At 46.0% G+C, this 21,981-nt stretch carries 19 protein-coding genes and 2 tRNA genes; 11 read left to right on the forward strand and 10 right to left on the reverse strand.

What is annotated here, in order from left to right; genetic code table 11:
* Positions 1 to 15: 15 nt before the first annotated feature.
* Entirely contained in the window at positions 16 to 2,685 is a 2,670-nt protein-coding gene (gene adhE / locus Q1A40_RS18285) for a bifunctional acetaldehyde-CoA/alcohol dehydrogenase (protein WP_300003048.1), read from the forward strand.
* A gap of 520 nt (positions 2,686 to 3,205) precedes the next feature.
* Here the strand turns inward: adhE and tdk are convergent.
* Positions 3,206 to 3,829: a thymidine kinase gene (gene tdk / locus Q1A40_RS18290; protein WP_300003050.1), complete on the reverse strand. Its 624-nt coding sequence runs from the start codon at positions 3,827 to 3,829 to the stop codon at positions 3,206 to 3,208.
* Between the two features lie 616 nt (positions 3,830 to 4,445).
* Between tdk and hns the strand changes: the two genes are divergently transcribed.
* Complete coding sequence (gene hns, locus Q1A40_RS18295) at positions 4,446 to 4,853, forward strand: histone-like nucleoid-structuring protein H-NS (protein ID WP_300003053.1); 408 nt, start codon at positions 4,446 to 4,448, stop codon at positions 4,851 to 4,853.
* Positions 4,854 to 6,222: 1,369 nt separating this feature from the next.
* Here the strand turns inward: hns and galU are convergent.
* The 3 genes from galU to Q1A40_RS18310 form a co-directional block, all read right to left on the reverse strand.
* Entirely contained in the window at positions 6,223 to 7,131 is a 909-nt protein-coding gene (gene galU, locus Q1A40_RS18300; protein WP_300003055.1) for a UTP--glucose-1-phosphate uridylyltransferase GalU, read from the reverse strand.
* Between the two features lie 197 nt (positions 7,132 to 7,328).
* Positions 7,329 to 8,342: a two-component system response regulator RssB gene (gene rssB / locus Q1A40_RS18305; protein WP_300003057.1), complete on the reverse strand. Its 1,014-nt coding sequence runs from the start codon at positions 8,340 to 8,342 to the stop codon at positions 7,329 to 7,331.
* Entirely contained in the window at positions 8,327 to 8,869 is a 543-nt protein-coding gene (locus tag Q1A40_RS18310) for a hypothetical protein (protein ID WP_300003059.1), read from the reverse strand. The genes rssB and Q1A40_RS18310 overlap by 16 nt, the downstream gene beginning before the upstream one ends.
* A 309-nt stretch (positions 8,870 to 9,178) precedes the next feature.
* Between Q1A40_RS18310 and Q1A40_RS18315 the strand changes: the two genes are divergently transcribed.
* The 5 genes from Q1A40_RS18315 to Q1A40_RS18335 all read left to right on the forward strand — a co-directional run bounded on the left by Q1A40_RS18315 (position 9,179) and on the right by Q1A40_RS18335 (position 11,488).
* Positions 9,179 to 9,631: a YchJ family protein gene (locus Q1A40_RS18315; protein ID WP_300003061.1), complete on the forward strand. Its 453-nt coding sequence runs from the start codon at positions 9,179 to 9,181 to the stop codon at positions 9,629 to 9,631.
* 186 nt (positions 9,632 to 9,817) lie between these two features.
* The gene (purU, locus tag Q1A40_RS18320) at positions 9,818 to 10,660 is read left to right on the forward strand and encodes a formyltetrahydrofolate deformylase (RefSeq protein WP_300003063.1); all 843 of its coding nucleotides are present in this window, start codon (positions 9,818 to 9,820) and stop codon (positions 10,658 to 10,660) included.
* Between the two features lie 154 nt (positions 10,661 to 10,814).
* Positions 10,815 to 10,899: transfer RNA gene (locus Q1A40_RS18325), tRNA-Tyr, on the forward strand.
* A gap of 27 nt (positions 10,900 to 10,926) precedes the next feature.
* Positions 10,927 to 11,011: transfer RNA gene (locus Q1A40_RS18330), tRNA-Tyr, on the forward strand.
* Between the two features lie 123 nt (positions 11,012 to 11,134).
* On the forward strand, positions 11,135 to 11,488 hold the full coding sequence (locus Q1A40_RS18335; protein ID WP_300003065.1) for a DsrE/DsrF/TusD sulfur relay family protein: 354 nt from the start codon (positions 11,135 to 11,137) through the stop codon (positions 11,486 to 11,488).
* Positions 11,489 to 11,603: 115 nt separating this feature from the next.
* Here the strand turns inward: Q1A40_RS18335 and Q1A40_RS18340 are convergent, their stop codons facing one another.
* Entirely contained in the window at positions 11,604 to 12,260 is a 657-nt protein-coding gene (locus Q1A40_RS18340) for a gamma-glutamylcyclotransferase (RefSeq protein ID WP_300003067.1), read from the reverse strand.
* A 575-nt stretch (positions 12,261 to 12,835) separates the two neighbouring features.
* Between Q1A40_RS18340 and chaA the strand changes: the two genes are divergently transcribed.
* Positions 12,836 to 13,939, forward strand: a complete 1,104-nt coding sequence (gene chaA, locus Q1A40_RS18345; protein ID WP_300003069.1) for a sodium-potassium/proton antiporter ChaA — start codon at positions 12,836 to 12,838, stop codon at positions 13,937 to 13,939.
* Between the two features lie 67 nt (positions 13,940 to 14,006).
* Here chaA and kdsA read toward each other — a convergent pair whose 3' ends face one another.
* The 5 genes from kdsA to hemA form a co-directional block, all read right to left on the reverse strand.
* Entirely contained in the window at positions 14,007 to 14,861 is an 855-nt protein-coding gene (gene kdsA, locus Q1A40_RS18350; protein WP_300003071.1) for a 3-deoxy-8-phosphooctulonate synthase, read from the reverse strand.
* Between the two features lie 25 nt (positions 14,862 to 14,886).
* Positions 14,887 to 15,696, reverse strand: a complete 810-nt coding sequence (sirB1, locus tag Q1A40_RS18355; protein WP_300003073.1) for an invasion regulator SirB1 — start codon at positions 15,694 to 15,696, stop codon at positions 14,887 to 14,889.
* A 265-nt stretch (positions 15,697 to 15,961) separates the two neighbouring features.
* On the reverse strand, positions 15,962 to 16,795 hold the full coding sequence (gene prmC / locus Q1A40_RS18360; RefSeq protein WP_300003076.1) for a peptide chain release factor N(5)-glutamine methyltransferase: 834 nt from the start codon (positions 16,793 to 16,795) through the stop codon (positions 15,962 to 15,964).
* Positions 16,795 to 17,877, reverse strand: coding sequence for a peptide chain release factor 1 (gene prfA, locus Q1A40_RS18365; RefSeq protein WP_300003079.1), 1,083 nt, complete (start codon positions 17,875 to 17,877; stop codon positions 16,795 to 16,797). The genes prmC and prfA overlap by 1 nt, the downstream gene beginning before the upstream one ends.
* 35 nt (positions 17,878 to 17,912) lie before the next feature.
* Positions 17,913 to 19,169 carry a glutamyl-tRNA reductase gene (hemA, locus tag Q1A40_RS18370; protein WP_300003082.1) on the reverse strand — a complete coding sequence of 419 codons (1,257 nt, stop codon included), beginning with the start codon at positions 19,167 to 19,169 and terminating at the stop codon, positions 17,913 to 17,915.
* A gap of 201 nt (positions 19,170 to 19,370) precedes the next feature.
* On the opposite strand from hemA, the gene lolB reads away from it, so the two are divergent.
* The 3 genes from lolB to prs all read left to right on the forward strand — a co-directional run bounded on the left by lolB (position 19,371) and on the right by prs (position 21,937).
* Positions 19,371 to 19,997: a lipoprotein insertase outer membrane protein LolB gene (gene lolB, locus Q1A40_RS18375; RefSeq protein WP_300003085.1), complete on the forward strand. Its 627-nt coding sequence runs from the start codon at positions 19,371 to 19,373 to the stop codon at positions 19,995 to 19,997.
* A complete protein-coding gene (gene ispE, locus Q1A40_RS18380; protein WP_300003088.1) occupies positions 19,994 to 20,863 on the forward strand; it encodes a 4-(cytidine 5'-diphospho)-2-C-methyl-D-erythritol kinase in 870 nt (289 codons plus the stop codon). Before lolB ends, ispE begins: the two co-directional genes overlap by 4 nt.
* A gap of 126 nt (positions 20,864 to 20,989) precedes the next feature.
* Positions 20,990 to 21,937 (forward strand): ribose-phosphate diphosphokinase, encoded by a 948-nt coding sequence (prs, locus tag Q1A40_RS18385; RefSeq protein WP_300003091.1) that lies wholly within the window; start codon positions 20,990 to 20,992, stop codon positions 21,935 to 21,937.
* Positions 21,938 to 21,981: the final 44 nt, after the last annotated feature.

The raw sequence follows: 21,981 nt of genomic DNA on the forward strand, positions 1-21,981 counted from the left end.
AATCAGGAGAGCATTATGGCTGTTACTAATATCGCGGAACTGAACGCCCTTGTAGAGCGCGTGAAGAAAGCTCAGCGTGAATATGCCAATTTCACTCAAGAACAAGTTGATAAAATTTTTCGAGCAGCTGCACTGGCCGCAGCGGATGCGCGTATCCCACTGGCAAAACTTGCTGTTGCTGAGTCGGGTATGGGTATTGTGGAAGACAAGGTAATTAAAAACCACTTTGCTTCAGAATATATTTATAACGCCTATAAAGATGAAAAAACCTGTGGTGTTCTGTCTGAAGATGACACCTTCGGTACCATTACTATCGCTGAACCTATCGGCATCATTTGCGGGATTGTTCCAACCACCAACCCGACTTCTACCGCTATTTTTAAATCTTTAATCAGTCTTAAAACCCGTAACGCCATCATTTTCTCCCCACACCCACGTGCTAAAGACGCGACCAATAAAGCCGCCGATATCGTACTGCAGGCTGCTATCTCTGCGGGTGCACCAAAAGACCTGATTGGTTGGATCGACCAACCTTCCGTTGAACTCTCTAATGCCCTGATGCATCACCCGGATATCAATATGATTCTGGCAACCGGTGGTCCAGGCATGGTAAAAGCGGCATACAGCTCTGGTAAACCAGCAATCGGCGTAGGTGCAGGTAATACCCCAGTCGTGGTTGACGAAACTGCTGATATCAAACGTGCTGTGGCCTCTATTCTGATGTCAAAAACCTTCGATAACGGCGTTATCTGTGCTTCTGAACAGTCGGTTATTGTGGTCGATGAAGTCTATGCAGCAGTGCGTAAACGTTTTGAAGAACATGGCGGTTATTTACTGCAAGGTAAAGAGCTGAAAGCCGTTCAGGATATCATTCTGAAAAATGGCGCATTGAATGCTGCTATCGTAGGACAACCTGCACCCAAAATTGCTGAACTGGCAGGTTTTAGCGTACCGGCAAATACCAAAATTTTGATTGGCGAAGTCACTGACGTTGATGAGTCTGAACCTTTTGCCCATGAGAAACTGTCGCCAACACTGGCCATGTATCGTGCGAAAAATTTCGATGATGCCGTTGTTAAAGCGGAAAAACTGGTTGAGATGGGTGGTATCGGTCATACCTCTTGCTTGTATACCGATCAGGATAACCAACCTGAGCGCGTGAAGTTCTTTGGCGACAAAATGAAGACTGCGCGTATTCTGATTAACACCCCGGCTTCTCAGGGTGGTATCGGTGACCTGTATAACTTCAAACTGGCTCCTTCTCTGACACTGGGTTGTGGTTCTTGGGGCGGTAACTCCATCTCTGAGAACGTCGGTCCAAAACACCTGATCAACAAAAAAACAGTGGCTAAGAGAGCAGAGAATATGCTGTGGCATAAACTTCCGAAATCAATTTACTTCCGCCGTGGTTCGCTGCCAATCGCGCTGGACGAAGTGGTTACTGACGGCCACAAACGAGCACTGATTGTTACCGACCGTTTCTTATTTAATAACGGTTATGCTGACCAAATCACCTCTGTCTTAAAAGCGGCTGGTGTTGAAACTGAAGTCTTCTTCGAAGTGGAAGCTGACCCAACGCTAACTGTCGTTCGTAAAGGCGCTGAATTAGCACATTCATTTAAACCAGATGTGATTATCGCACTGGGCGGCGGTTCACCGATGGATGCAGCTAAAATCATGTGGGTCATGTATGAACACCCAGAAACCCACTTTGAAGACTTAGCACTGCGCTTTATGGATATCCGTAAACGTATCCATAAATTCCCGAAAATGGGCGTTAAAGCTAAGATGATTGCTGTTACCACTACCTCAGGTACCGGTTCAGAAGTGACACCGTTTGCCGTTGTTACCGACGATGCAACTGGACAAAAATATCCACTGGCGGACTATGCATTAACACCGGACATGGCGATTGTTGATGCTAACCTGGTGATGGATATGCCGAAATCCCTGTGTGCCTTCGGTGGTCTGGATGCTGTCACTCATGCCCTGGAAGCTTATGTTTCTGTACTGGCAAGTGAATTCTCTGATGGTCAGGCACTGCAAGCGCTGAAACTGCTCAAAGAAAACCTGCCTAACTCTTATAAGTTTGGCGCTAAAGATCCTGTTGCACGTGAACGTGTTCACAGTGCAGCGACTATCGCCGGGATTGCGTTTGCTAACGCCTTCTTAGGGGTATGTCACTCAATGGCACACAAACTGGGTTCACAGTTCCATATTCCTCATGGTCTGGCAAACGCCCTGCTTATCTCCAACGTTATCCGCTATAACGCGAATGACAACCCAACTAAACAGACTGCTTTCAGTCAGTACGACCGCCCGCAAGCCCGTCGTCGTTACTCTGAAATCGCCGATCACTTGGGTCTGACAGCTGTCGGTGATAAAACCGCAGTGAAAATTGAAAAACTGCTGGTCTGGCTGGATGAAATTAAAGCTGAACTGGGTATTCCAAAGTCTATTCGCGAAGCCGGTGTTCAGGAAGCTGATTTCCTGGCACATGTAGATAAATTGTCTGAAGATGCATTCGATGATCAGTGTACTGGTGCAAACCCACGTTACCCACTGATCTCTGAACTGAAACAGATTCTGTTGGATACCTACTACGGACGTGCTTTTGTTGAAGGTGTTGAAGAGGTCAAAGAAGCCGCTCCAGCGCCTAAAGCAGAAAGAAAAGCAAAAAAATAATGTCTGATTAAAAGCGATGGCGATGCCACAATCGCCATCATAGTGACAACCCCGAATATCCTTCAGGATATTCGGGGTTTATTGTTTATGGCTTTCGCAAAACAGATGCTGGCTTCCTGTTAAACGCTCTCTGGTGCAGATTTAGCCGTTCTTCAGTTCGCTCGTCAAAGAGGGATAACACATTGCTTCAATAACATTGGCTGTCAGGCAGCTGCCGTTTATGCTCTGAATAATGAGCGTTGTTTACAGGCGATAATTTCAGGTCATCGACAAGCATAGATAAACGAGGTAATTCAGCAGCACACTCCACCAGCAATACCCGAGCGACCTGAAAGACGGGCATATGCCACAAATATCCTTAGCAGCATCTAATCTGAGACCATCAGAAGGCCTCTGGTATGCTTGCCCCCTCTCCCCAAAGAAATCCCCACGTAAACGTCATACAGCCGTACCTGATGGTACAGGCAGCCTCATACATACAATAAGGAGAAAATAAGAAGGTCAGCAAATAATTCCGGTCTCATTCACCTTTACGACTCACTTCAATTTGTATATCGCGCAGGGACCCCTTGACCAAGGCATCCTTATAATGTTTACGACATACCGAGACATAACGTTCGTTACCGCCGATAACTACCTGTTCGCCTTCATTATAAGGCCGCCCTTCGCTATCCAGCCTTAATACCATCCCCGCTTTACGGCCACAGAAACAAATGGTTTTCAGTTCAACTAATTTATCAGAAAGTGCTAACAGATAGTGACTGCCAGTAAATAGCTCACCACGGAAATCTGTCCGCAGTCCATAACATAAAACGGGAATAGATAATTCATCAACAACATCAGATAAAGCGTAAACTTGCTCGCGGGTCAAAAATTGACTTTCGTCGACTAATACACAGTGCAAAGGCGCAGATAAATGTTCAGCGCGGATCTCTTCATATAAGTTTGTTGCCTGGTGGTAAAGTTTAGCCGGTGAAGCAAGACCAATACGTGAACTGACTTTACCGATACCAAAACGGTTATCGATCTCGGCAGTATAAACTAGCGTCCGCATCCCTCTTTCCTGATAATTGTAGGAGGATTGCAATAGTGCCGTCGATTTACCGGCATTCATTGCCGAGTAGTAAAAATAGAGTTGTGCCATTATGCCTTTCACCTGAGTCCAAATGGAAATTTCTTTGTCAGATTGTATCACAGCATTTATCGCCAAAATAACGTGTGTTGCTTACGGCCGCTGAGTTAACCGAAGTGATACCCATCGATTTACGATATCACTGAAGAGCGTTTTAAGCGGGCTCCTGAGCATCATCGGTATTGGATAACTCTCAGTTAACATACGCTGATATATAAATCAGGGTTATCCGGTTTTTTATACAACGCCAATAAATATGTTTAATTGTAACAACAACTAAAAAAAGGCTTTAATTTGAGGCCTTAGCATGATGAATTAGTGGAATTCTTTTCATTTGCAATCGGTTTCCGGCTCCCCGTTTCTATAATAGTACCGTATTATATTTATCACTGAATGCTAATTTGAGTTGCATGGCAAACCCTGAGAATCAAAGCCACAATGGTAAAAAAATGCATTCTCCCGGCTGACCGATTCAGAAAGGCCTCCGGAAATTTAAGTTATCGACATTTAAATTTGCGTATATATCTATTTATTTTTATCCAACACCATTATTTTCTATTGCAGAACGGAAATTAAGGATCTATTATTACCCCAACAAACCCCAATAAATGATCTTGAGATAACTAAAATGAGCGAAGCACTTAAAATTCTGAACAACATCCGTACACTGCGTGCACAAGCAAGAGAATGCACTCTTGAAACTCTGGAAGAAATGCTGGAGAAATTAGAAGTTGTTGTTAATGAGCGTCGTGAAGAAGAAAACGCTGCAGCAGCTGAAATTGAAGAGCGTACTCGTAAATTACAACAATACCGTGAAATGCTGATTGCTGATGGCATTGACCCGAACGAATTACTGAACAGCATGGCTGCGGTTAAAACTGCTGGTAAAGGCAAGCGCGCTGCCCGCCCAGCTAAATACCAGTATGTCGATGAAAACGGCGAAACCAAAACCTGGACCGGCCAGGGTCGTACTCCTGCTGTCATCAAGAAAGCAATGGATGAGCAAGGCAAATCACTGGATGATTTCCTGCTCTAATATCCTAAGTGCTGCTTATTAAAATCCCGCCCCGGCGGGATTTTTCATTTTCAGATATATCTGTTCCAATACCGCCCTTGATGCGCGTTACGGTTTTCCTCCCATCGTTCAGTCACCCCGGTAACGAAATAATAATACTAAGATAAAAAACAATACGTAATATTTATTACCCTTCAGCGATACTGCATGCTGTCTTTTATCCAAAAGTCCGTACTGACAGCCTCCCTCTCCCCGCTCCATTACCAGGGTAATTGTGATTATTATCACTCTCCAGTTAAAATATTCCTGCCACAGTTCAGGTATGGCCCCTGTCTGTCAGGCTAATGATAAGGCTAGCGATAAGACAGTTATATCCAGACACGTCAAAATATGGCGGCATATTAACCAGCAAACTATTCCTCATGACAATACAACAACCGCTAAGCGGTATTGAATCGTTCCCAAGGTCACAATTTTTTCTCGTGGCTCATTTTTAACTCAAGAAAGGTCAGAAAATGCCATAAAGCGCCACTCCACTCCCGATAAATAAAAAATGGCTTCATTTCAGAAACGGGACAGCCAGAAAACTAACTATTTAGTGGTATGTTTAGATACGCTATCATGGCGGGCAATTCATCTGAACGATTTCACGCCTCAGAACTCTTTACAAAAGCACGCTCATGGAAACTTATGTTTTACTAATATATAACTTTCAATACTATTTATTAATGTCGCTAATTACCTTTTACTATGAGGCCGGTATCTGGCAATAAGCTAAATAAGCGACAGCTCTTCACGCTGATAATCTCCGGGGAGCGATATAACTCTGGATTACCGTTGAAACTGACTGAAAATAACCTTAAAAATTCCAGGTATATAACTCAATATTAAGAGAGACAGACTCGAAAGAATTCGTGTGGTTTTAACATCGATTAAGCCAGACAGCATCGATATACACACCGACAAGCCTGCACGAAAGAAGACAACTTCACGACAGCTTAAAATATGTCATATATTTTATGATTAATGACAATCTGAATGGCCTTGATTTGAGTTGTTGAAGGTTAAGATATCACCTCCCTGACCGTAAATATTGAGCCGACGCATAACCATGGGAATGATCCCTAAAAAAGCGATTCCGCTGTCGACCAGGCTATATTGATACCGATGGTGGCTGGCAGGATGATTATTTTATCTGTCCGCTTGCCATATTCGTCGCTATTGATTTTCTGCACAGAGAGATACTGTTCAAGGAAGGAACAAATTTTAGCGTTCAGCCTTAACGCATAGCGTCATGATAACAAGGCTGATATAAAAAACGTGACCCGCCTTTACAGACGGATCACGCTAAAGAGTATAGGGCACATCACTCTGAAGAGTTGCTGCTGGCTTACTTCTGGCTACCCAGCGTCGTTTTCAACCAGGCTTTAAAATCTTCACCCAGTGTTTTATGACGAATTCCGTACTCAACAAACGCCTGCATATAACCGAGTTTATTACCACAGTCATGGCTGACGCCTTTCATGTGATAGGCTTCAACAGTTTCTTTTTCCATTAACATGGCAATAGAGTCTGTCAGCTGAATTTCGTCCCCTGCACCAGGAGGGGTTTTTGACAGCAGAGGCCAGATCCCCGCGCTGAGAACGTAGCGACCAACAACGGACAGATTAGAAGGCGCTTCATCGGCTTTCGGTTTCTCAACAATTCCCACCATAGGAACACTGTCACCAGGAGAAAGCTCTGCGCCCTGGCAGTCAACAACACCATATGCAGTGACATCTGTCACTGGCTCAACCATTATCTGACTGTGAGCGCTTTCATCAAAGCGGCTAATCATTTCTGCCAGGTTATCCCGGGACAGATCGGACTCAAACTCATCTAAAATCACGTCAGGCAGAATGACCGCAACAGGTTCATCGCCAACGACCGGATGCGCACATAACACAGCATGTCCCAATCCTTTTGCCAGCCCCTGACGTACCTGCATGATAGTGACATGCGGCGGACAGATAGACTGGACTTCCTCCAACAGCTGGCGCTTTACGCGTTTTTCAAGCATCGCTTCCAGCTCAAAACTGGTATCGAAATGGTTTTCAATGGAGTTTTTTGATGAGTGGGTAACCAGAACAATTTCAGTAATACCCGCAGCAATACACTCATTCACGACATATTGAATGAGCGGTTTGTCCACCAAAGGCAGCATTTCTTTAGGTATCGCTTTGGTTGCCGGCAACATACGCGTGCCTAATCCCGCTACAGGGATAACAGCTTTTGTTACTTTAGAATTAATCGCAGCCATCAAAAATCTCCAGGACCGTTTAAGTTTTAGGCTTGGTATAAATATCAAAAAGACATGTGATTATATCAGCTTTCACGTTAAACACTGCCGTTAATCCATGTCGTTATTAATTTAGGATAAATACGAAAAAACGCCGCTGATATTACCACCCGCGCATAACGCCGTATAAGACTAATTACGCTTTATTGTCCAACCGTTCACTCTGTAGACAACATTAGGCGCAAATGCCCGCCACTTCCCCAAATCTGACAATGCCAGGAGTCACAATGCTGACTCATTTGATTAGGATAGGCATTATTAAGCGTACCCAACGGAAGTCCGCTACTCAATTCAATGTGTTGATTATCAGTACTCAGAGTGGCTTTCAACCCGGCAGAAAGCAGAATTAAGTTACGCTGCTCACGGTGGTAATATCCGATTAACAGAGGAAACTGCCCGGTCAGATTTGCCTGCCGCAATAGCTGATTGAGCTGTTTTAACAACCGCCCTAGCTCGGGTAGTCGCTGATGTTGTTGCACTAACTGATCTTGTAATACCTGATTAAACAAAACACGAAGTAGCAGCGCCGCTAATACGCCATTATCACCACCGCGCGTCACATCAAGGCAATAAAAGGCTAAATCGACATCCGAGAGAGGGGCAATATCAAGCACTAATCCTGGTTTATCAATGGAGAGCAACTGACGATAGTTGATACGGCATTGGGAAACCACTTGCTGAACCGGGGGTTGAAGCTCTTTTAAAAGCTTGGATGCCGCGACAGGATCCCGGGCAAGTGCATCCCAGTCCTCGAATAAACGCTCTTGTTCATCTAACCGCGAGTTAAACATCACCGGATAGAGACAAGAAAAAACGGTCTCTCGTAGTCGGTCAAAGTCACTCAGGGGTTTTAATAATACGTCTTGAACGCCAAGGCGCAAAGACTTCGCTATTTCAGACATATTCTTAGTCGCAGAAATCACTAAAATAGGCATTTCGCTATCGAGAAGGCGAATTTGTTCTATCAACTCTAGCCCTGTCATGTGCGGCATCGCGAGATCGCAAATCAGTAAATCTGGCTTTATTTTATTAAACAGAGCCATGGCACTGGCACCATCGAATGCAACCCGCGGTAGCGCACCCAATGAATGAAGATAGTTCTCCAGCACCGAAACGAAACCAACGTCTTCATCTGCAATAAGGATCTGTTTTCCTTCTAGTGGCCGTCGCATGAGTTATCCTCAGGCTGAAAGTCACTCGATTGCCGCATAACAAAGTGTGCATTATCGCTGTCACTGGCTGAGCCAAATGTAAAACAGACAGCCCCAATCATAGAGACAAACACAAAAACATACTCATTCTTTATTTTCCCCTCCACCCTGAATATTGACATTGCCCGGACCATTGCTAATACCACGGGATCATTTCCTGTGGGCACATGCCAGCAGAGGAGATGTCGTAGACCTTCCATCACGATAAAAGTACAAAAGGTCTGTCGAAGCAATCTAATGATTGTAGTACTAATTTGATACACGGGTGCGTCTGATAGCACAAACAGAGGAAAATCTATAGCGCGTCTCTGTACAAGTTTAATATTTTTCTCGTATAACGGAAAAATCTGTTCAATTCTTTCACAAACAATCGGTACTGATAATAAATAAGCAACCGTATTTGATTTACGAAGATCAGTAAAATGAGAATCTTTATATTTTATAATGCCATACACAGAAACATGAAAAAACTGTGGAGAGTTTTTCAAGATAGAAAGCTCCTTGCTAAGTAAAGCACGCATCCTGCATGCACAGATAAGGAAATCGTCAGAAGCCGAATTTAGTATAAAAATTACACAACCCCTGTCGATTTTGATAACTCTGTTATGGATATGATTGACTAATATCACATTTATTTGATATTCCAGATTCGATATTCCTGTCTTGGCAGGCAGACCTCACCTACATCATTACATCAGTCAATTTTTAGGGCTCATCATTCAACGGCGGTAAAGTCACTGCTCAGTTGATATAATAGCTGCTGTCATCTGTAAATTACTTTATCCAGGAGATGCGTAATGCAACTGTGTCCATGTGACAGCGGTAAAGAGTATAACCTATGTTGCCAGCCTTATCTCAATGCCGACCAGCAACCAGCACAAGCTGTACAGCTGATGCGGTCTCGTTATACCGCATTTGTTTTGCATGATGCTGATTATCTGGTTAACAGCTGGTATCCAGGGCGCCGTTATCCGGGTTTAGTTTCAGAACTATCCGCAGGTTTTGGTTCTACAGAATGGTTAGGTCTGACCGTTTTTGAAGAAACCCACGGGAAAGATGACAACGAGGCTTATGTCAGTTTTGTTGCTCGTTTTCAGGAAAACGGCAATCTTACAGCAATAATTGAACGTTCTCGTTTCCTTAAAGAAAACGACCGGTGGTATTATGTCGATGGCATACGTCCATCATTTGGTCGTAACGACGCCTGCCCTTGTGGTTCAGGCAAAAAATTTAAAAAATGCTGCGGGTAGTTATTTTATGCTCTAAGTCATTCGAGTTGCAGGAGACTGCAAGTGAGAAAATCCCGATGCGCTTACGCAGGTCTTCGATTCGGATGAACGAACGCAGCCAACGCGCATGCAACTTGAAGTATGACGAGTATAATCCTATAAAAAGCATTATCGTTTTGCAGACACTCTAACAGGACTTACCATTCCATGCAGGCATTACAACGTAAAGTTCTCCGCACTATCTGCCCTGACCAAAAAGGTCTGATCGCGCGTATCACGAACATTTGCTATAAACACGAACTGAACATCGTGCAAAATAATGAGTTCGTTGACCATCGTACCGGGCGGTTTTTTATGCGCACCGAACTGGAAGGCATTTTTAATGACACGACATTACTTGCCGATCTCGACAGTGCTTTACCAGAAGGGTCTGTTCGTGAACTGACGCCTGCCGGAAAGCGCCGCATTGTTATTCTGGTGACCAAAGAGGCACATTGCCTCGGCGATTTAATGATGAAAGCCGCCTACGGTGGTCTGGATGTGGAAATTGCGGCCGTTATTGGTAACCATGAAACCCTGCGCACACTGGTAGAACGTTTTGATATTCCATTCCAGTTAGTCAGCCATGAAGGAATGACTCGCGTTGAGCATGATGCTCTGATGGCTGAAGCCATTGAAGCTTATCAACCAGATTATGTCGTACTGGCTAAATATATGCGGGTATTATCACCTGAATTTGTTTCTCGCTTCCCGAATCAAATCATTAATATTCACCACTCATTCTTACCGGCTTTTATTGGTGCACGTCCGTATCATCAGGCCTATGAGCGCGGGGTGAAAATCATTGGTGCTACCGCACACTACGTCAATGATAATCTGGATGAAGGTCCAATTATTATGCAAGATGTGATTCATGTTGATCACAGCTACAGCGCTGATGACATGATGCGTGCCGGTCGCGATGTAGAAAAAAATGTTCTCAGTCGTGCGCTTTATCAGGTTCTGACCCAACGAGTCTTTGTCTACGGTAACCGTACAATTATTCTGTGATACTTTGTATCCCTAATTGTTTATTGCTCCAGCAGTCAGGGCAAAAAAACGGCAACCGATTCATTTTGTTACTATAAAGCCTTTACAGGGGTGCATTGTTTGATATGATGCGCCCGCTTTACAACGAACAGGCCTGTAACGCGCATTACCCTGTGGTGGGGTTCCCGAGCGGCCAAAGGGAGCAGACTGTAAATCTGCCGTCATCGACTTCGAAGGTTCGAATCCTTCCCCCACCACCATCTCACGATATTCACGCATTACCCCGTGGTGGGGTTCCCGAGCGGCCAAAGGGAGCAGACTGTAAATCTGCCGTCATCGACTTCGAAGGTTCGAATCCTTCCCCCACCACCATTCTCTTCGTTAACTTCTTCGTCACGTATTCTTTTATCAGACTCAATCGTGTTTCTGCGCAACTTTCAATCACCGGTAATTTATTATACTTCTCGGACATTGCGCTTAATAAGAGGATTATCCGTGCAGAAAATCGTCATTATCTCCAGTGGTGCGGCTTATGGCAGCGAGTCACTGTTTAACAGTTTACGTCTGGCCATTGCACTTGGGGAGCAAACCCCGCGTCCGGAAGTAAAACTCTTTTTGATGTCTGATGCCGTCACCGCAGGGATTAACGGGCAAAAACCTGCCGAGGGTTACAATATTCAACAAATGCTTGAAATTTTGACCGCGCAAGGCATACCCGTAAAATTATGCAAGACCTGTGCAGACGGTCGTGGGATCACCAGACTACCCTTAGTCGATGGTGTTGAGACGGGAACCTTAGTCGAGCTGGCCGAATGGGTTGTTGCGGCTAATAATGTACTCACGTTTTAAATCGCAGAACGGGGATGCCACCCCATCACTCATTTTCTATTCCGGGCACCCCGGCCCGGTGATGGCGGCGCATTTGTTACAGAACAACAATACCAGCTCGCCAACAGACCAGGATTTACGTTATATAACTGCGTACTTTTTCCGCTAACTCAGTCACGCCCTCATCGTGCATTCCACGCACCTTCATCGCTTCTTCAAGCGAAAATAAGTATTCGGCATTACTGCCTAACGGTCCACTGGCAGTAGCAATAAGGGGGGCAATCGCCTCAGCACTGGAGTCTGCTGCATATAGTGGATGTTTTGAATCCATTATAAATACCAGAGCATTCACTTGTCGCCCATCTTCCAGAAGAAGCGGACACCAAGTCGGGAGATAGCAACCGGTTATCATTTCACGCTTCCAAACCAAGGTCAGTTCATCTTCAAGATTATTATCAGGAAGACGAAATGCCAGTCCGGTGGTCTCTCCGCCCGCTGTCAGCGCCAGCATTCGCCCAGGACGACATGCTGTACCGCGTCCGGCGGTAAGTCGCAGACAGAAATTGCGACGCCAGCCTTTAAGTGTTGCAGGCACCACTTCATCATATTCAAATGCAGGATTCCATATTAGAGAACCATACCCGAACAGCCATATTGGCCCTTGGTCAGGACGTCCGGCAAGAGTCGCTGCCAGAGAAGCGGAGCGTTGCTCAGGGCTCCACAATATTGATTCCTCAATGTCACCAAAAGCTGTCTTACAATCTGCTTTCATTAAGAAATCTCGAGTTAACACACTACGCCTCCATCACAACAAATATTCCTTTACCGAAATACATTGAATCATCCTATTCAATTAACTGATAAAATGACCTTAATCAATTAACTGATGATAATCAATCTCAGATATATGCTCCGTTTCAATTTTTGCCTGTCTTATGAGATACCATACTGGTTCCCGGGCAAGAGATTATTCCATACAAACCCGGCCCGCGATGATAATCATGCGATTTCTGAAAAAGAAGAAAATATTCGGGTATTTATCTGTTGCCGTACTGCAGTTACCCGTCTGTGGGCTATCTTATTCAGTACAGAATCAACAACAGAAAGAAGAGCCACGCTGGTTTCACAGACCGCCCGAAAGTGTCAGAAACATACTTATTTTGAGTTAATAAAAAACATATCATGATGTTTTAAATGAATTAATAGAAAGAAATAAATAGTTATGGTGATTTCGACGAAAAATCAAATAAAAGCAGTAAAATAAAGTAAATTTTGAGTAAAAAAGCTCACTTATTGCTATATTGTTACACTTAAAAACACTGATGCATAAAATAAAATCGTTATGATCTGCACAAATGGAGTCATTTAATGTCAAAAATGTCACATGAGCCGGTGAAAACCCGCCATAAGGAGAGTTCTCTCATTTTCCCGGTACTTGCCCTGGCAGTGCTGGCAATGTGGGGTTCCAGCCAGTCTCTGCCAGTTGTCGTGGGGATCAATATTTTAGCCTTGGTCGCTATTCTGACCAGTGCATTTAGTGTCGTACGCCATGCTGATGTTCTGGCACACCGTCTTGGTGAGCCCTATGGTTCACTTATTCTTAGCCTGTCGGTGGTTATTCTTGAGGTGAGCCTGATATCTGCCCTCATGGCGACCGGTGATGCAGCCCCGACATTAATGCGTGACACCCTTTATTCCATCATTATGATTGTGACCGGCGGATTAGTGGGTTTCTCTTTGTTGCTGGGCGGTCGCAAATTCGCGACACAGTATCTGAATCTGTTTGGACTGAAACAGTATCTTATCGCCCTGTTCCCGCTGGCTGTCATTGTTCTGGTGTTCCCAATGGCTTTACCGTCAGGGAACTTCTCTACCGGTCAGGCGCTGTTAGTTGCCCTGATTTCTGCTGTAATGTACGGTGTGTTTCTGTTAATCCAAACCAAAACACACCAGAGTTTATTTATCTACGATCATGAAGATGAAAGTGATGATGGCGACCCACATCATGGCAAGCCATCAGCCCATTCTTCGGTATGGCACACTGCCTGGTTGATTGTTCATCTCATCGCCGTTATCGCTGTCACTAAAATGAATGCAAACCCACTTGAGCATTTACTCAATGGTCTCAATGCCCCTGAACAGTTCACTGGGTTCCTGATAGCATTACTGATCCTTTCGCCCGAAGGCCTTGGCGCTTTGCGAGCAGTTCTGAATAACCAAGTCCAACGTGCAATGAACCTGTTCTTTGGCTCTGTACTGGCGACGATTTCTCTGACTGTTCCGGCGGTCACGATTATCGCAATGATAACCGGTAACGAACTGATATTTGCTCTGGGTATGCCACAGATGGTCGTCATGCTGGCGACGTTGGTATTATGTCAGATATCATTTTCAACAGGTCGAACTAACGTGCTTAATGGTTCAGCGCACCTGGCGTTATTTGCCGCTTATTTAATGACTATTTTTGCCTGATGAAGTCAGACGAAAAAAAAGCCCTTGTCTGATGACAAGGGCTTTTTTGTATCATCAACAGGCAAAATTAGTTGCTTGTATCCAGCTCATCAAAACCTTTTACCAGGTCATCAATCGCTTTAATCTGGCTCAGGAAACCTTCCAGTTTAGCAAGCGGCAAAGCTGAAGGACCGTCACACAATGCATTAGCCGGGTCCGGATGCGCTTCAATAAACAGCCCGGCCAGACCTGTTGCCATACCGGCACGAGCCAGTTCTCCGACCTGTGCACGACGTCCACTGGATGCGGCTCCAAACGGGTCACGACACTGCAGGGCATGGGTAACGTCAAAAATGACAGGCGCGCCGTTGGAAACTTGTTTCATGACGCTAAAGCCCAGCATATCAACGACAAGATTGTCATAACCGAACTGCGTACCACGGTCACATAAGATGACCTTGTCATTACCACCTTCAGCAAATTTATCAACGATATTGCCCATTTGCCCTGGGCTGACAAACTGAGGTTTCTTAACGTTGATAACCGCTCCGGTTTTCGCCATCGCTTCTACTAAGTCTGTCTGACGAGCCAGGAATGCAGGTAACTGAATCACATCCACCACGTCGGCAACAGGTTGAGCCTGCCAGCTTTCATGCACATCTGTGATAATTTTCACACCAAAAGTGTCTTTCAGTTCCTGAAAGATTTTCATCCCTTCTTCCAGGCCCGGACCACGGTAAGAATGAATTGATGAACGGTTGGCTTTATCAAATGACGCTTTAAACACGTACGGGATACCCAGTTTTTGCGTTACCTGAACGTAGTGTTCACAAATACGCATCGCCAGATCACGTGATTCCAGCACATTCATCCCTCCAAACAGGACAAACGGCAGGTCGTTTGCGACCTTGATATCACCAATGTTAATCACTTTCTGTTTCATATCTTCGCCTTAATTAGGTGTGCGCTTAATGAAGAGTTATCTGCTTATGTGCAATCGCATTAATTTGTACTTTGATCATGTCACTGATCGGGTCTTCAGGGCATTGTTCAATAAAATAATTTAAATCATTAAGTGCCACATGTTCGCAATCCAGCTGCGCATAAATCAGACCACGATCGCGAATTTCATAGGGATCTTCAGGATTAAATTGCAGCAAAACTTCGCTGACACGAAGAGCCTGCTCCATTTGACGCTCTTCCATCAGTGACGATTTTAATGTATCCAGCAATTTGCGGATCACTTCTGCGTTATCTGACTCTTCCAGATCTTCTTCATACAATTCAGCCGTTGGGCTGACATTACCTTTCAGCCAGACTTCGAGAGTATGCTCATCAAGCGTATCGCCGTTAAAGGGATTAATCAGCCACATTTCGCCGTCTATCCAGTCAGCACGTAAAATAAGCTGTGTCGGGAAAATAACCGGCATAAGCGGAATATTCAGTTGGCCGGCGACCCATAATAAAATAGCCCCCAGGGATACAGCACTGCCCTGTCGCTGTTTTAATACATTATCCAGCCATAGTGCATCCGACAGGCGATAAACACCGCTTGCATCTTTGAAGCCCCATGAACCATAAAAAAGTTCAAGTAACTTCTGAAGTTGCAAATCGGGATGCTGACCTTCACAGATCTCTTCACGCGCCAGTGCAACCAGCTGACTGAGCTGCCGATTAACCTCCGCGACCGGGAAGTCATCACGAATCAGTTGTGACACTAAAATCATGCCTTCACAAAGTGGTGCCTGATTAAATTCGAAATCGGCTAACGACTTCATACTTACCCCAATAACGATATTTTAGTGGTGGTGAATGCAATAAGGACATCGTGCACCACCGGTCCAGACAAATAACCAACTCTACCCTCGGGTATATACTTGGTAGTTTTACTGATATTTGCTGGCCAATAAATTCCAAAGTAATGTAAATAATAACGCTAAATACTGCGTCAGTCAGCTAACAGCAACGTAATCGTGATAAACCGGTGGCAAAAGCCAGCATTTCGGGTCTAAAAAGCACATTTAGTTTAATACTTAGCCTGTATTACGGAATATATCGCCCGGATGTCAGACGCTCATTATCCCCATAATCTTTACCTGTATTCACGTCATTAAAACCGGCATGAATAAACAGTTGACGCACCTCGAGACCTTGCTGCCAGCCATGTTCCAGAATCAACCAACCATTGGGTTCAAGAAAATCCCGTGCCTTACTGACCAGTATTTCAATATCAGCCAGACCATGATTATCGGCAACCAGTGCGCTTTTAGGTTCAAAACGCACATCTCCCTGAGAGAGATGCGGGTCATCACTGTCAATATAAGGTGGGTTGCTGATTATCAACGCAAAACGTTGCTCTTCAAGCGCGCTAAACCAATGGCTTTGTAACACCTTTACATTGGTTATCGCCAGATTTTCGGCATTACTGCGTGCTAAAGCCACCGCTTCTGGCACCACATCTAATGCTGTCACCTGACAATCCGGACGTTCACTTGCCAGCGCCAGTGCTATGGCCCCGGTGCCGGTTCCTAAATCCAGAATATGACAAGGGCGAGATGGCAGGCAGGTTAATGCGTGCTCTATCAGACATTCCGTATCAGGACGAGGGATCAAGGTTGCGGGAGAGACACGCAAAGGAAGCGACCAGAATTCTCGCTCCCCGACCAGATAAGCGACAGGCTCCCCGTTAATCCGACGAGCCAGCAGTATAGCCAGCTGGCTATACTGTATATCGGTCAAGGTTGTTTCCGCAAACGCGAGGATAAATGTACGGGATTTACCCGTCACAAATCCCAGCAGAATTTGTGCATCACGTTTTGGACTATCGCTATTTTTAAGCTGCGTAACCGCATAGGTTATCCAGGTCTGAAAATTCATTAATCCTGCTCAGACAATGCAGCCAATTGGTCTGCCTGGAACTCCTGAACTATCGGCTCTATCAGAGCATCAATCTTCCCTTCCATGACTTCGTCAAGACGGTAAAGCGTCAGGTTAATACGGTGATCGGTCACGCGCCCCTGCGGGAAGTTATAAGTTCGGTTACGGTCAGAGCGGTCACCCGAGCCTAACAGATTCCGACGAGTGGAAGCTTCTTCCTGATGGCGTTTTGCCATTTCAGCCGCATGGATACGCGCACCTAACACCGAGAGTGCTTTGGCTTTGTTTTTATGCTGGGAACGTTCGTCCTGGCATTCCACCACGATACCGGTCGGTAAGTGAGTAATACGAATAGCAGAATCGGTGGTGTTTACGTGCTGACCACCCGCACCAGAAGAACGGAAGGTATCGATACGTAAATCTCCCGGATTAATATCCGGTAATTCTGCTTCAGGGATTTCTGGCATTATCGCAACTGTGCAAGCAGATGTATGAATACGCCCTTGTGATTCTGTCGCCGGTACACGCTGGACACGGTGCCCGCCTGACTCAAATTTCAGTCGCCCATAGACGCCATCACCGCTAATTTTAGCGATGACTTCTTTAAATCCACCGTGTTCACCTTCGTTGGCACTCATGACCTCTACACGCCAGCGACGAGATTCAGCATAACGGCTATACATACGGAACAGGTCGCCCGCAAACAGAGCGGCTTCATCTCCGCCGGTACCGGCGCGGACTTCAACAAACGCGTTGCGTTCGTCGTCGGGATCTTTTGGCAGTAACAGTACTTGTAGCTGTTGTTCTAATTCTTCACTGCTGGTTTTTGCCTGATTTAATTCTTCCTGCGCCATTTCTCGCATTTCCGGATCACTGAGCATGCTTTCAGCCGTCTCAATATCTTCCTGGACTTGACGCCATTGCAGAAAGCAAGCTGATACGTCGCTTAACTGTGCATATTCACGCGATAACGCACGAAAACGATCCTGGTCGGCAATAGTTTTAGCGTCGCCCAGCAGGGCCTGAACTTCTTCGTGACGTTCTTGTAAGGCTTCCAGTTTAGCAACAATAGAAGGCTTCATAGGCGGTGTTTCACCTTGTAATAAGAGTTATTGAATTAATCCAGCCCGAGGCTGTTACGCAGGATTTGCAGACGCTCATGGTCACCATCGCGGGCAGCCTGCGTCAGGGATTTTGTTGGAGTATGAATCAAACGATTAGTCAGTTTCCATGCCAGTTCCTGAAGTACCGTTTCAGCATCACCGCCCTGTTGCAGGGAAGCAAGGGCTTTAGCCGTGAGGTCATCACGTACTTCTTCAGCCTGATGACGATACTCACGAATCGTCTCGGAAGCATTCTGCGCCCGCAACCATGCCATAAACTCACAGGATTCCTGCACCACAATGCTTTCGGCTTGCACGGCGGCCGCCTGGCGCTGGGCAAGGTTAGCCTGAACAATCGCCTGAAGATCATCCACACTATAAAGATAGACGTTAGGGAGTTTTCCTACTTCAGGTTCGACGTCCCGAGGCACGGCAATATCCACTAATAGCATCGGCTGATTACGACGGATTTTTAATGCACGTTCAACCATACCTTTACCCATAATAGGCAACGGGCTTGCTGTTGAGCTAATCACGATATCTGCATCAGCTAAACGCACATCTATTTCACTCAAGCTAATAACCTCAGCCCCAACGTCGTTTGCCAGCTGCTGTGCACGATCGCGTGTACGGTTAGCAATAATCATTTTTTTAACATTATGCTCACGCAGATGACGGGCCACCAGTTCAATGGTTTCCCCTGCACCTACGAGCAAAACAGTCACTTCCGAGAGTGACTCAAAAATTTGTCGGGCCAGAGTACAGGCAGCAAAAGCAACAGAAACAGCACTGACACCAATATCGGTTTCAGTTCTGACTCGCTTAGCAACCGAGAACGATTTCTGGAACATACGTTCAAGTTCGCCCGATAGCGCCTGGCCTTTCTGCGAGTCCGCAAAGGCTTTTTTTACCTGTCCGAGAATTTGCGGTTCGCCGAGAACCAGCGAGTCAAGCCCACTGGCGACACGCATTAAATGACTGACTGCATCGTTGCCTTTATACCAGTAAAGACTTTTACGCACTTCATCTTCATTAAGACTGTGGTAATCACATAGCCAATTAACCAGCTGTTCATGAAGATTATCTTGCTGTTCAACGCTCAGATAAAGCTCTGTTCGGTTACACGTAGACAGCACCACCCCACCCTGCACCAAAGGCTGAGCAAGCAAACTTCCCAGCGCCTGGTCGAGCGTATCCGGCGAAAACGTGACACGTTCTCGCAGCGATATTGGTGCTGTTTTGTGGTTAATTCCCAGTGCTAGCAGGCTCATATCGGAATCTGAGTAAGACTTAATGTTGATAAGGATTTCTTGACGCATCATACAGGATGCGAGCCACCAATAAAAGAGAGCGACGCATTGCAGTGCTTCCGCTTATTTATGATTTAGGACAAGATGATAGTAGACGCCCTCTTATACTACCGTTAGCATAAATGATAATGACCCAAATGTAATAATGGATAAGCTGACATCATGTTAATGACAGGACTTCGTCTAAGACACTTTTTACCCTTGGCCAGTTTAGTACTGACGGCCTGTACTATTAATGCACCGACAGAACCTGGAAAAAGCCCTGATTCACCAGAATGGCGGCAACATCAGCAAGCCGTAGGGAAAATTACCCAATATCAAACACGTGGTGCCTTCGCTTATCTTACTGACGACCAAAAAATTTATGCTCGCTTTAACTGGCAGCAAACCAGCCCGGAACGTTATCGCTTACTGTTGACCAATCCATTAGGCAGCACAGAACTGGAGCTAAATGTTCAGCCAGATCTCGTTCAGCTGACCACCAGCGACGGCAAGCGCCATACCACTCAGAATGCCGAACGTACCCTGGCACAACTGACCGGCATGCCCATTCCGCTAAACGGCTTAAGACAGTGGATGCTGGGTCTGCCCGGTGAGGCAACAGATTATCGCCTTGACGATAAATATCAGTTAAAAGAGCTCAGCTATAAACAAGAAGGTAAAACCTGGAAAGTCGTTTATAGCGGCTATGACAGCAAAGTTTCACCGGCTTTGCCATCAAATATGGAACTCAGTACCGGTAATGTGCGTATTAAATTGAAAATGGATAACTGGACGGTTACCCCATGATAACCCGCTGGCCATCCCCGGCCAAAATAAACCTGTTTCTTTATATCACCGGGCGTCGTACTGATGGTTACCATAACCTTCAGACCTTGTTTCAGTTTCTGGATTATGGCGACACCTTGACGGTTGAACTGCGTCAGGATGGCAAGATAGCCCTGACGTCACCGCTGTCCGGGGTCGATGATGCCGATAATCTGATTATGCGCGCAGCACACCTGTTGGTATCTTTTACCGCGGCCAAAGGAACGCTTCCTGCAGGTGCCGGAGCTCATCTGGGCGTTGAAAAACGACTGCCGATGGGAGGAGGATTAGGCGGTGGTTCTTCTAATGCCGCCACGACACTTGTGGTGTTAAACGCACTCTGGAATACCGGATGTACCGAAGATGAACTGGCCGAGTTAGGGCGCCAGTTAGGTGCAGATGTACCGGTGTTTGTCCGTGGTCATGCAGCATTTGCCGAAGGGGTAGGTGAACAGCTGACGCCAGTAAACCCGGAAGAAAAATGGTATCTGGTTGCCCATCCAGGTGTCAGTATTGCCACCCCGGCAGTTTTTGCCGATCCCGACTTACCGCGCAAAACGCCGGTCAGGTCAATAGATACCTTACTGAATTGTGAATTTAGCAACGATTGTGAGGTTATCGTAAGAAATCGGTTTTGCGAGGTTGATGCGCTGCTTTCCTGGCTGTTAGAATACGCCCCGTCACGCCTGACTGGCACCGGCGCTTGTGTGTTTGCAGAATTTGACACCGAGCACGCTGCAAGACAGGTGCTTAAGCAGGCCCCGGATTGGTTGCATGGGTTTGTTGCGCGCGGCGTTAATCTTTCGCCATTGCACCAAGCTTTATCCGGGCAGGCTAAGCATTGGTGACAACGTCACCTTGTTTCAGACGTTGCATCATGCTTTTTTAAATACATCGCATGGATCGGTGCTACCCTTTCCCGCACATTTTGCGGTAGTCACCCTCCACCACTGGACGCATCTGAGGTTCTTCTCGTGCCTGATATGAAGCTTTTTGCTGGTAACGCTATCCCGGAACTAGCACAACGTATTGCCAACCGCCTGTACACCTCTCTTGGTGACGCCGCCGTCAGTCGCTTTAGCGACGGTGAGGTAAGCGTACAAATCAATGAAAATGTACGCGGAGGTGATATATTCATCATCCAGTCCACTTGTTATCCGACAAACGACAACTTGATGGAATTAGTTGTCATGGTCGATGCTCTGCGTCGCGCTTCGGCCGGCCGCATCACCGCCGTTATTCCGTATTTTGGTTATGCCCGTCAGGACCGCCGTGTGCGTTCTGCCCGTGTACCTATCACCGCAAAAGTCGTGGCTGACTTTCTGTCAAACGTCGGCGTTGACCGCGTACTGACCGTGGATTTGCACGCAGAACAGATTCAGGGATTCTTTGATGTTCCGGTTGATAACGTCTTCGGCAGCCCTATTCTGCTGGAAGATATGCAACAGATCGGTCTTGAAAACCCTATCGTTGTTTCTCCGGATATCGGCGGTGTTGTGCGTGCTCGTGCTATTGCGAAGCTGCTCAATGATACTGATATGGCGATTATCGACAAACGCCGTCCGCGTGCGAACGTCTCTCAGGTGATGCATATCATCGGTGACGTTTCTGGCCGTGACTGCGTACTGGTTGATGATATGATTGATACCGGCGGTACACTGTGTAAAGCTGCAGAAGCCCTGAAAGAGCGTGGTGCCAAGCGCGTATTTGCTTACGCGACACACCCTATCTTCTCTGGTAATGCTCTGCACAACCTGCGCAATTCAGTGATTGACGAAGTTATCGTCTGTGACACTATTCCGCTGTCACCGGAAATTAAAGCGCTTCCGAATGTGCGTACTCTGACCCTGTCAGGCATGCTGGCTGAAGCGATTCGCCGTATCAGCAACGAAGAGTCTATCTCTGCGATGTTTGAGCATTAATCAAACGGTGTTTAAGCCCGCTATTCAATTCGTAGCGGGTTTTT

The organism is uncultured Cedecea sp., assembly GCF_947498825.1.
Taxonomy (GTDB): Bacteria; Pseudomonadota; Gammaproteobacteria; order Enterobacterales; family Enterobacteriaceae; genus JGM124.